General features: G+C 62.3%; 11 protein-coding genes, 1 tRNA gene and 1 pseudogene. 5 read left to right on the top strand and 8 right to left on the bottom strand.

The features are described from left to right. Positions 1–341: 341 nt before the first annotated feature. On the top strand, positions 342–1652 hold the full coding sequence (locus Q6A47_RS18280) for an MFS transporter (protein WP_116887916.1): 1311 nt from the start codon (positions 342–344) through the stop codon (positions 1650–1652). A gap of 7 nt (positions 1653–1659) precedes the next feature. On the opposite strand, the gene Q6A47_RS23085 is transcribed toward Q6A47_RS18280, so the two are convergent. From Q6A47_RS23085 to Q6A47_RS18260, 5 genes and pseudogenes are all read right to left on the bottom strand, one after another. Further along, entirely contained in the window at positions 1660–2364 is a 705-nt protein-coding gene (locus Q6A47_RS23085; protein ID WP_369811552.1) for a methyl-accepting chemotaxis protein, read from the bottom strand. A gap of 198 nt (positions 2365–2562) precedes the next feature. Then, a pseudogene (locus Q6A47_RS23080) lies at positions 2563–3600 on the bottom strand (cache domain-containing protein); the annotation flags it as partial. A gap of 207 nt (positions 3601–3807) precedes the next feature. Next, a complete protein-coding gene (locus Q6A47_RS18270; RefSeq protein ID WP_162889501.1) occupies positions 3808–3981 on the bottom strand; it encodes a PA1571 family protein in 174 nt (57 codons plus the stop codon). Between the two features lie 269 nt (positions 3982–4250). Beyond that, positions 4251–4327 (bottom strand) — tRNA-Pro (locus tag Q6A47_RS18265). Between the two features lie 81 nt (positions 4328–4408). After that, complete coding sequence (locus Q6A47_RS18260; protein WP_029613518.1) at positions 4409–4630, bottom strand: YgdI/YgdR family lipoprotein; 222 nt, start codon at positions 4628–4630, stop codon at positions 4409–4411. Between the two features lie 163 nt (positions 4631–4793). On the opposite strand from Q6A47_RS18260, the gene moaB reads away from it, so the two are divergent. The 3 genes from moaB to yegS all read left to right on the top strand — a co-directional run bounded on the left by moaB (position 4794) and on the right by yegS (position 7554). Continuing rightward, positions 4794–5333, top strand: coding sequence for a molybdenum cofactor biosynthesis protein B (gene moaB / locus Q6A47_RS18255; protein WP_029613519.1), 540 nt, complete (start codon positions 4794–4796; stop codon positions 5331–5333). Continuing rightward, positions 5317–6543 carry a molybdopterin molybdotransferase MoeA gene (locus tag Q6A47_RS18250; RefSeq protein ID WP_304485011.1) on the top strand — a complete coding sequence of 409 codons (1227 nt, stop codon included), beginning with the start codon at positions 5317–5319 and terminating at the stop codon, positions 6541–6543. Before moaB ends, Q6A47_RS18250 begins: the two co-directional genes overlap by 17 nt. Before the next feature lie 123 nt (positions 6544–6666). Beyond that, a complete protein-coding gene (yegS, locus tag Q6A47_RS18245) occupies positions 6667–7554 on the top strand; it encodes a lipid kinase YegS (RefSeq protein ID WP_304485010.1) in 888 nt (295 codons plus the stop codon). Here the strand turns inward: yegS and Q6A47_RS18240 are convergent. From Q6A47_RS18240 to Q6A47_RS18230, 3 genes are all read right to left on the bottom strand, one after another. After that, a complete protein-coding gene (locus Q6A47_RS18240) occupies positions 7538–8194 on the bottom strand; it encodes a response regulator (protein ID WP_039576545.1) in 657 nt (218 codons plus the stop codon). The genes yegS and Q6A47_RS18240 overlap by 17 nt on opposite strands. Further along, positions 8187–9080 carry a sensor histidine kinase gene (locus Q6A47_RS18235; protein ID WP_039576547.1) on the bottom strand — a complete coding sequence of 298 codons (894 nt, stop codon included), beginning with the start codon at positions 9078–9080 and terminating at the stop codon, positions 8187–8189. Before Q6A47_RS18235 ends, Q6A47_RS18240 begins: the two co-directional genes overlap by 8 nt. 383 nt (positions 9081–9463) lie before the next feature. Next, entirely contained in the window at positions 9464–9907 is a 444-nt protein-coding gene (locus Q6A47_RS18230; protein WP_080754715.1) for a hypothetical protein, read from the bottom strand. Positions 9908–10248: 341 nt separating this feature from the next. Between Q6A47_RS18230 and Q6A47_RS18225 the strand changes: the two genes are divergently transcribed. After that, positions 10249–11184, top strand: coding sequence for a chemotaxis protein CheV (locus Q6A47_RS18225; RefSeq protein ID WP_304485009.1), 936 nt, complete (start codon positions 10249–10251; stop codon positions 11182–11184). Positions 11185–11229: the final 45 nt, after the last annotated feature.

Below are 11229 nucleotides of genomic sequence, written 5' to 3'. Positions count from 1 at the left end.
AACCGCGACCTCAGGAGGCCGAGCATAGGCGTTGCGCAGGGAGGTGACGGGCATGGATGCCCGTCAAGCGCTTGGGGCCAGGACGGCCCCTAAGCGCGGTCCTCCCGGAGCGACGCCGGCGCGAGGGAACCCCTGCGCGCAGCGCAGGGGCCGTATGCGGGAGCAAGCGGTTTTTGCCCCCCTTTTTTCCAAGAAAAAAAGGGGGTCGCCGTAAAGGCGAAAAGGTGACTAAGCCTCACCAAAGCCAACGGATATTCACCCAAGACAAGCAGCCCCCAAAAACCCCCGCTTTTCAGCTTTTGCTATCCTGTGCCCCCCAAACCCCAGCTCAGCAGATCCCAATGACCCCCATCGCCCCCCCTAGAGCCCCCCGCTTCAGCCGCAGGGACCACAAGACCCTGGGCCTGGCAGCCCTCGGCGGAGCGCTGGAAATCTACGATTTCATCATTTTCGTTTTCTTCGCCCTGACCCTGAGCCAACTGTTCTTCCCGCCGCAGATGCCCGAGTGGCTAAGGCTATTGCAGAGCTTCGGGATCTTCGTCACCGGTTATCTGGCGCGCCCGTTGGGCGGTATTCTCATGGCCCATTTCGCCGACCACCTGGGCCGCAAGCGCGTTTTCAGCCTGAGCATTCTGATGATGGCGCTGCCGTGCCTGCTGATCGGCGTGATGCCCACCTACGCCGATATCGGCTACGCCGCGCCGCTGCTACTGCTGGCCCTGCGCATCCTGCAGGGCGCCGCCGTCGGTGGCGAGGTGCCCAGCGCCTGGGCTTTCGTCGCCGAGCATGCGCCACCGGGTCGACGTGGCTATGCATTGGGCTTTCTCCAGGCAGGCCTGACCTTCGGCTACCTGCTCGGGGCGTTGGTCGCCACGCTCTTGGCCCGACTCTATAGCCCGCAGGAAATCCTCGAATTCGCCTGGCGCTATCCCTTCGTGCTTGGCGGCGTGTTCGGCGTGCTCGGCGTATGGTTGCGCCGCTGGTTGAGCGAGACGCCAGTCTTCCTGGCCCTGCGCGAACGCCGGACGCCGCCCGTGGCGTTCCCGCTGCGCAGCGTGTTGACCGAGCACCGACGTTCGCTGATCCCGGCGGCGCTGCTGACCTGCGTGCTGACCTCGGCGGTGGTGGTGCTGGTGGTGATTACCCCCACCGTGATGCAGCAGCGCTTTGGCATCGATGCCGGGCGAACTTTCGCCTTGAGCAGCGTCGGGATCGTCTTTCTCAATATCGGCTGCGTGCTGGCCGGACTGCTGGTCGACCGCATCGGCGCTTGGCGCGCGCTGATGCTCTACAGCCTGGTCCTGCCGCTGGGCATTGGCCTCTTGTATGCGAGCCTTATGGGGCAGTGGGGCTGGAGTTGGCTGGCCTACGCGCTGGCGGGTCTGAGCTGCGGCGTGGTGGGCGTGGTGCCGTCGGTGATGGTCGGACTGTTCCCGGCGCAGATCCGCGTGTCCGGGATCTCCTTCACCTACAACCTGGCCTATGCGCTGTGGGCCAGTACCACGCCCTTGGCGTTGATCGCCCTGATGCCGTGGAGCCCCTGGGTGTGCGTAGGCTTCTGCCTGATCATGGGCGTTGTGGGCGCCGTGACCGGTGCCGTCTACGGTCAGCGCGCACCTCTGTGTGTCGAAGAGCGCGCTGTGGGCTACTGAGTCGGGGTCAGGACTTGAAGCGTCCGACCAGGCCGTTGAGCTCTTCCGACAACTGCGACAACCGCCCGGAGTCCGATTGTGCCGAGCTGGCCAGACCCTCGACCAGGCGCGCCTCGTCGTAGATCTGCTGGATATGCCGGTTGATCTCCTCGGCCACGCTGTGCTGTTCCTCGGCTGCGGCGGAAATCTGCAGGTTCTGGTCGCGGATCTCGTTGACCGACAATTGGATGCCCTCGAAGCTGTCGCGCGCGCTTTCGATCGATGACACGCTGGCGCGCGACAGGTCCAGGCAACTGTCCATCTTCTGCGACACTTCTTGAGTCTTGTTGCCCAGCGCGTTGAGCAACTGATCGATTTCACCCGTGGAGTCGGCGGTGCGTTTGGCCAGTGCCCGCACTTCGTCGGCGACCACCGCGAAGCCACGGCCCTGATCGCCAGCGCGGGCGGCCTCGATCGCTGCGTTCAACGCCAGCAGGTTGGTCTGTTCGGCGATGGCGCGGATGGTGCCGAGAATCTGGTTGATGTTGCGGCTGCCTTCTTCGAGTTCGATCATCGCCTGCGACGATTCGCTCAGGCGCGTGCCCAGGCGGTTGACGTTGTCGGTGGTCTGTTCGATCTGCTGCTTGCCCTCGGCCACCCGACGATGTCCGTTCTCCGCAGCGCCCGCCGCACTGCTGCACGAGCGGGCCACTTCGTTGGCGGTGGCGACCATCTCGTTGAAGGCGGTGGAGACCAGTTCCACGGCTTCGCGCTGGCGACCGGCGGCTTCATTCATGCTGCCGGCCAGCTCGCTGTTGGCGCGAGAGGCTTCATGCAAGTTACCGGACGCGGCGCCGATGTGCTGGATCAGCTGGCGGATCGCGGCGAGGAACTTGTTGAACCAGCCGGCCAACTCGGCGGTTTCGTCCTTGCCTTGCACCACCAGGTCGCGGCGCAGGTCGCCCTCACCTTGGGCTATTTGCTGCAGGCCGGTACTCACTTGGCCGATGGGTTTGACGATGACTCGCGAGAACGCGGCGGCGATCAATGCGAAGACCAGCGCCAATACCAGCACGATGACGATCGTGAGGTAGGTCATGGAGGTGGCGGCGCCCATCACTTCGCTGTATTCGATCAGGCCGACGAAGCGCCAGCCGAGCACCGGCGAGGTCCAGACGTTGGCCATGTAGCGCACCCCGTCGATCACCACCTCGGTCGAGCCCTGTTCGGTGGCCGCCAGTTGCGCATAAGGCGCACCGAGGTCCTTGAGCTGCTTGAAACCGTGGCTGGCATCGCGCGGATCGACCAGCACCGTACCGTTCTCGATCAGCATCACATAGCCGCTGTCGCCCAGCTTGATGCTCTTGATCAGCTCGGTGAGATTCTTGAGTGACACGCTGACCACGAACACGCCCTTAGGCTTGCCGGCAGCGTCGTTGAGGGTGCGGGCCGTGCCGACCAGGGCGACGTCATCCTTGTCGTAGTAGTACGCCGCCGTGCGCACGGTCTTGCCCGGTGCAGCCATGGCGGCCTTGTACCAGGGGCGGGTACGGGGGTCATAGCTGGCGAGCTTGGGGTCGTCTGGCCATTTGGCGTAGGTGCCGTCTTCCAGGCCGATGGAGAGGATCGCGGCGGCCGGATGGGTGGTGCCGTAGCGGGCGAAGGCGTCGATGACCTGTTGAGCGGAGGCGGGGAGTGGGCGGCTGGCGGCGTCGGCCGCGGTGTAGTCCTTCAGGGTGCTGACCGAGGTGTAGAAGGGGTCGGTCGCCATCTGCTCGACGTTCTGCAGGGTCCCGTCGAAGAACTGGCGCATGTTGCCGTCGATCTGACGAATTTCACGGGTGCTGCCATCGATGAACTGATCGACGGCCTCGGTGCGAATGTTCAGCACGGAGATGGCGCCGACCAAGGCCACCGGGATAAATGCCACCAGAACGAACGCAATCACCAGCTTATTTTTTATCTTCATCGGGACGAACCATTCGTGGGAAAACACGCAGGGCGTGGCCCGCCGTAACACTGGCCACATGCTATCTACCCTGTTTCGGCGCGTACCTGGCAAAGCTTTAGGGCGATTTAGTGTACAAAAACGTCCTCGATTGTTTTTAGAGCGTTTTCGGCCCGCCAGAAATGAAAAACCCGGCGCAGGCGCCGGGTGTAAGCAATTCGGTGAGGCTCAAGCCTGGCGGATCTTCTCCACTCGGCTTTCCTCCAGCTCCTTGCAGGCCTTCTGGATCATCTGCTCGGTGATCGGAATTTCGCGGCCTTGGGCATCGATGATCGAGCCGCACACCTGATGTTGAGTGTGCTGGGCGTTCTTAACGGTGTCGCTGCTATGTTGCAAGCTCATTTCCTGTCTCCTCTTCAGGTTGCAAGCTCAGACTAAACGCTCGCCGTGACTGACCTGTGACAGTTCCCTCGGTATCACGACACGCACAGTCCAACAGAAAGCACGATAAAGCTCCAGTGCCCCAATTAGATCGATGAGCTATAGGCACTGTGCTCACTCGGCATGCGATCCCACTGAGCCTTCGAGAGTTCCAACAGGATGAACAAGCGGCGTTGCATGCTTTCCACAGGCAACAAAAAACCCGCACGAGGCGGGCTTTTCGAAGGATTTGGTCGGAGAGACAGGATTCGAACCTGCGGCCTTCTCGTCCCGAACGAGACGCGCTACCTGGCTGCGCTACACTCCGATGGGCAAAATCCTACTGCATCGCATTTTTTAACGCAAGCCCTTGTTGTGTAAAGGGCCTTTGCCTCAAAAGCGGTGCGAATCAGAGCTCTTTGACAGTCCGCACCTGGTCTTTGTTGATGCGTGCACGCTTGCCGTCGAGCTGCTCGAATTCATAGAAGCCGGAGTCTTCGTCGTAGGAAGGTTTGTCCACGGCTTGAATCTCGCGGCCATCGTTCAGCGTGATGACGGTGGGCGATGCGCAACCGGCGACGGCAGCCAGGCCCAGGGCAAGCAGGAAGGCGGGGAGGGTCCGTTGGATCATCGTGTGTCTCCATTTCGATGGTGCATGATGTGCCTCTGACGCTGCCTGAGCATGCAAAGTTCCTCGTGGCGTGCAGTGCAAGGACAATCGCGTGGATACCGATCCAGGACGGAGGCGGCCTTGTGCTATAACGGGCGCTTTACTTCCCGCATGACGGATTCCCATGAAAGCCAAGGCAGATACTCCCTTCGTGCCGCTGAACATCGCTGTGCTGACGGTCAGTGACACCCGTGCGTTCGACACCGACACTTCTGGCCAACTGTTCGTCGACCGGCTCACCGCTGCCGGGCACCGGCTGGCTGAGCGTGTGCTGCTCAAGGACGACCTGTACAAGATTCGCGCCCAGGTCGCCACCTGGATTGCCGATGACCTTGTGCAGGTCGTACTGATCACCGGCGGGACCGGCTTCACCGGTCGCGACAGTACGCCGGAAGCCGTCGCGTGCCTGCTGGACAAGCAGGTCGATGGCTTCGGTGAGCTGTTCCGCCAGATATCGGTGCCGGATATCGGCACGTCCACCGTGCAGTCCCGTGCGCTGGCAGGTTTGGCCAACGGTACCCTGGTATGCTGCCTGCCCGGTTCGACCAATGCGGTGCGTACGGGTTGGGACGGCATTCTCGCCGAGCAACTCGACGCCCGTCATCGTCCGTGCAATTTCGTCGCTCACTTGAAGCAGGCACCGGCCTGTGAAAGTCGTGGCTGAGGTGGCTGCGAGCCGGCCCTTGATGCCGGTGGAGCAGGCCTTGGAGCGCCTGCTGGCGCTGGCCGAGGCGGCGCCTATCGAGGAAGTCGAGGAGGTCGCCCTGGGCGAGGCCGAGGGGCGCGTGCTGGCCCAGGCGCTGGTTGCCACCCTTGACTTGCCGCCTTGGCCGAACAGCGCCATGGACGGCTACGCCGTACGCCTGGAGGACCTGCACGATCAGCCTCTGGCGGTCAGCCAACGCATCTTCGCCGGCCATGCGCCGGCGGCTTTGCAAGCGGGCACCTGTGCGCGGATCTTCACCGGGGCACCGCTGCCCGAAGGCGCCGATTGCATAGAGATGCAGGAAAACACCGAGGTGCTCGCAGACGGCCGGGTGCGTTTCCTGCACCCGCTTGTCGCCCAGCAGAACGTGCGGCCCCAAGGCCAGGAAACCCGTGCCGGCGAACAGATCATGGCCGCGGGCACCCGTTTGGGGCCGATCGAGCTGGGTCTGGCTGCGACCCTGGGGCATGCCACGGTTCAGGTGCTTCGACGCCCGCGCGTCGCGGTGTTGTCGACCGGCGACGAACTGGTCGAGCCCGGACTGTCCCTGGGGCCCGGACAGATCTACAACAGCAATCGTCGACTGCTGGTCAGTTGGTTACAGCGCATGGGCTGCCAAGTGATCGACGCCGGGATCCTCGCCGACGATCTGACGCTGACCCGCCAATGCCTGGAGCATCTGGGCGAAGTCGATTTGATCCTCTCCACCGGCGGCGTTTCCGTGGGCGAGGCCGACTACTTGGGCATGGCGCTGCGCGAGGCGGGCGAGCTGGCACTCTGGAAGCTTGCAATCAAGCCTGGCAAGCCGCTGACTTGCGGGCAATGGCGGGGTGTGCCGGTGATCGGACTGCCTGGCAACCCGGCCTCCACCTTGGTCACCTTCGCCTTGCTGGCGCGACCTTACCTGCTGCGTCGGCTTGGCGTCAGCGAGGTGGCACCGTTGCGCTTCTCGGTCCCGGCAGGCTTCGACTGGCCAAAGCCTGGCAGTCGCCGCGAGTATCTACGGGCACGTATCGAGGACGGCCAGGTGTGCCTTTATCCCAACCAGAGCTCTGGCGTGTTGCGCAGTGCAGTCTGGGCACAAGGGCTGGTCGAGGTGCACGAAGGTCGCACCGTGGCCATGGGCGACAGTGTCCCGTTCATCCCTTTCAGCGAATTGCTCGATTAGCGTCCGACCTCAAGCAACTAAACCCATCCGGCAGGGATTAGCGCAGATTCGATCGACGGCGTGCAGCATTCGTCGATCTTCGGTGGTCGAGATTGCAATTGGCGTCTATCGGGAGAGTTTCGGATGCACGGGCACAAGGCGATGTTGATCCTGCACGGCAAGCAGGCGCTGAACGAAGAGGTACGCGAGGCGGTAGGGGCCGTGCGTGAACGTGGCCAGCATCTGGACGTGCGCTTGACCTGGGAAGCCGGCGATGCCCGGCGCCTGGTCGAGGAGGCGTTGAGCGCCGGCTACACGCAAATCGTGGCGGGAGGCGGGGACGGCACCTTGCGCGATATCGCCGAGGCCATTGCCCAATCCGATGGTCAAGCCAGCCTGGTGCTGCTGCCGCTTGGCACCGCCAACGATTTCGCCCGCGCGGCGGGGGTTCCGCTGGAGCCGGCAGCCGCATTGGCATTGCTTCATGTGCCCGCGCGGGCAGTGGACCTTGGGCGTGTCGGCGAGCAAATGTTCCTGAACATGGCCACCGGTGGTTTCGGCAGTCAAGTGACGGCCAGCACCTCGGAGGATCTGAAGAAAGTGCTCGGCGGGGCGGCCTATCTGTTCACCGGTTTGTCACGTTTCAGCGAGCTGCAGGTGGCTTCGGCCACCTTGCACGGCCCGGACTTCCATTGGCAGGGCGAGTTGTTGGCGCTGGCGGTCGGCAATGGTCGTCAGGCGGGCGGAGGTCATGTGCTGTGCCCTGAGGCCCTGGCTGACGATGGACTGCTGGAGGTCGCCATTCTGCCCGCGCCTCAAGCCATGGTTGGGGCACTGCGCGACTTGCTCAGTGGTGAGGAACTGTTCGTGCGGGCGCGGCTGCCTTGGGTGGAGATCGGCCAGGCTGAAGGGCTGGCGCTGAATCTCGACGGCGAACCGTTGAAAGAGGGCAGTCTGCGCTTCGAAGCCGTGCCGGGGGCACTGCGCGTGCACCTGCCCAGCGACTCCCCCTTGCTCAGTCATCCAGGCTGATGATGCCTTCGCGCACGGCGAACAGCACCAGGCCCGCCACATCGTAGATCTGCAGGCGTTTCATGATCTGCGAGCGGTGGGTCTCGACGGTCTTTATCGATAATCCCAACCCGTTGGCGATCTCCCGGGTGGATTTGCCGCGCACGATCAGGCGCAGGATTTCCAATTGCCGGGCCGTCAGGTGGTGCCGGTCGCTGGAAGACGGCCTGCTGCTCTGGGCGCGCAGCAGGGCTTGATTGATCACCGTGTGGGCGATGGCTGGGCTCAGGTAACGTTCGCCGCTGCACAAGGCACCTAAGGCGTGCTCCAGTTCGCTGGCGCTGGTGTCTTTCAGCAGATAGCCGTGTGCGCCGCTTTCCAGCGCGCGCATGATCAAGTCCGGCTCGGTGTGCATCGACAGGATCAGTACTTTGCACGCGCAGCCGCTGTCGCGCAGTTGGGTTAAGGCATCCAGGCCGTTGGTCGAGCGCATGGAAATGTCCAGCAGGACGATGTCCGGGCTCAAGCTTTGTACCCTCTCCAGAAGGTGCTGGCCGTCATCGGCTTCGCCCACCACTTCATACCCGACGAGGTCGGTGACCAGCGCACGCACGCCGGCTCGAATCAGTGAATGATCATCGATCAGCAGCAGCCTAATCATCGCAATGTGCCGTGCTGGCTCGTTCTTCGCGGCGTGCAGGCCAAGGGAACAAGACTTCGATGCGGGTACCTTGACCGGGCTGGCTGATCACCTCCAGGCGGCCTTGCAGCGCGGCTATCCGCTCCTGCATGCCGGCCATGCCGCCGTGGCCGCGCAGCCCTGTGACGTGGGTCGGCTCAAAGCCGATGCCATCGTCCTTGATGGACAGGCGCAGACCTTCAGGCGTGCGCTTTAGGCGAATCAACAGGTTGTGTGCACGGGCGTGGCGCAGCACGTTGGTGACTGCCTCCTGGGTGATGCGAAAAGCTGCCATGGTCACCGCTTCGCCGATACCACCCAGGCGCTGCTGGCATTCCAGGCTCCAATGCACGTCGCTGTTTTCCAGCGCTCGCAGTAGGTGAGCCCGCAAGCTTGCCTCCAGGCCCTGACTGTTCAGTTGTCGCGGATTGAGCAGCGCGGACACATCGCGCACGCTGTCCAAGGTGGTGTCGAGCGTGTCGCGCAAGATGTCGCAGTGCGGGAGCAGCGTGGTCGGCATCCGACGCCGTAGCCAGTCGAGCTGGAGCTTCGCGGCGGTGAGCGACTGCCCGATGTCGTCATGCAGTTCGCGGCTCAGGCGCTGGCGTTCGCCCTCCTGGACTTCGAGCATGCGCTCTGCCAGTTCCTCGGGCTGCAGATGAATCGCGCCCCTGCAGCGGCACAGTTGCCACGCGACGGCGAGCAGGGCGATCAATTGCAGGATGAGCGCCGCCGTCGACAAGCGTTGAGCGCTGGCATAGGCGACCACGCTGGCGATCAAGGAGGCCGCACAGAGCAACGCAGTCGCCGCAGGCAGCCAGGTGACGCGCGGGCGGCAATGCAGAGGAATCTTCAAGCGTGAAAGCATAGATTGGAAAGCCACTGGATAATTGCCGGCGCAGGTCGCGAAACACGCCTTGGCGCTGTGAATGACCTGCTTATTCAATCAACAATGAACACGCTGATTAGTGTGGAACCAGCGTGTGGTGGGTGTTGTTTAGTGCGCATGGTATCACTTCGAATCGATTTGGTCGCGGCTGCTTAGTTGCTCTGAGCCGAGTTAATACGGGGCGCGCAGAGGTTAAGTGAACCCTGGAGAAAATGGCCATGCGCTATTATCTCTACAGAATCAGAAACTTCTTGAATAACTAAGCTAATGCGCTATCACGGCCCTGACATTACTTGACCTATCCAACAAGTTACCGAGTGTTGATGGGGCAACACTTTGACTCGTTAGTGGGAATGGTCTCTTCACTCATTCAGGGAACGCGTTGCCGACGCGGGGGAGGGGCAAGGTTGGTCAAGGGCACTGGCCAAGGCGCCGACGAGCAATTGCTGCTCCGTGCCGTCCAAATGCAGTTGGCCTGTGTGTGGATCGACCAACTCCAGTTGCCAATCCAGCAGATCAAGACACTCCGCCAGCGCCGAAAGCGCGCCAGACGGTAACCGACAACCCTCGCAACTGGGCTGGAGTAACTGCCGCAGCACGGTTGAGTAACAGGATATTTCGCGCATCCCCGATGCGCTCGCGCCTTGGGCCAGGGTGTGCAGACATTCGTCCAGGCAGCGGCAGGCGTCGGGGTCGTTGCCGATCAGTGCCAGATGCTGCAAGCACTCCTGGGCGCGTTTGAGCAAGGCTTGCGCATCTGGCATAAATTCCCGCAACACGGCGGAGTTAGAGGGCCCGCGTTCCATCGTCAGCCTCCGCTGCGCGACGAGCAAGCAGGGGGTAACCACATCCAGATGTTCGCTGACAAAAGCCTGACTCCGTCCATGCACTGAGAATGGCGTCACATTAATGGCTAAAGGATATCGCGAATATCAGGTTGCTCCCGATTGAACCTAAGGGTTTCCCTGATGAGGTGTTTGCGAGGCGGCGCTAGGGCTTTGAAGTAGGTGGCAGCAGTTAAGCATGATGGTAAAGTGATATCAATCGCCGTTCGGGGATTTTGTCGCGTGCATCAAGCTCTGGCCAATTGTGCCGATACAGGTCAGATGCATCCAATATTTTCGCTTCAAAGCCTGGGGGTTGTGCAATGGCTGGCATTCTCGACACGGTAGATCAACGCACGCAATTGGTGGGCGAGAACCGCCTGGAAATCCTCATGTTTCACCTGGCCGGTCGACAGTTGTTCGCGATCAACGTGTTCAAGGTCCAGGAAGTGCTGCAGTTGCCCAAGCTGACGCTCATGCCGCAGCGCCACACCTTCGTATGCGGCGTGGTCAACCTGCGTGGGCAGACCCTGCCGGTGATCGACCTGTCCCAGGCGATCGGCATGCGTCCCCTGCAACCGGGGCCTGACAGCACCATCATCGTCACCGAGTACAACCGCTCGGTGCAGGCGTTTCTGGTCGGCGGCGTGGACCGCATCGTCAACATGAACTGGGAGTCCATCATGCCGCCGCCCACCAGCGCCGGCCGCCAGCATTACCTGACAGCCATCACCAAGGTCGATGACAAGCTGGTCGAGATCATCGACGTGGAAAAGGTTCTGGCCGAGATCGTGCCGTATAGCGCCAAGGTCTCGCGCGACAAACTCGAAGATCCGGTACTGGCCCGTGCTCGTGGTCGCGAAGTGCTGCTGGTCGACGACTCCAGCGTGGCCCTGGCGCAACTGCGCGACACCCTGTCGCAACTGGGGATGAAGCTGCACGTCGCCAGCGACGGTCTCAAGGCGCTGCGCCTGCTCAAAAGCTGGGCCGATGCTGGGGAGGATGTCTGCGAGAAATTGCTGATGATCTTCACCGATGCGGAAATGCCCGAGATGGATGGTTATCGCCTGACCACCGAGATCCGCAACGAACCTCGGCTGCGTGGGCTGTACGTCGTACTGCACACTTCATTGTCGGGTAGTTTCAACGAATCCATGGTGAAGAAAGTAGGTTGCGACAACTTCCTGTCCAAGTTCCAGCCAGACCGGTTGGTGGAAGTGGTGCGCGAGCGCCTGTCGCTCGATCACGCTGCGGTCTGAGCCCTGCACGCGACGTGCAGCGGGTATAAGCTTGGGCTTTGACGA

This window comes from Pseudomonas boreofloridensis, from assembly GCF_030580795.1.
GTDB classification, from domain to species: Bacteria; Pseudomonadota; Gammaproteobacteria; order Pseudomonadales; family Pseudomonadaceae; genus Aquipseudomonas; species Aquipseudomonas boreofloridensis.
The sequence above is the reverse complement of the archived record's forward strand: the minus strand, read 5'-3'. Positions and strand labels throughout refer to the sequence as shown.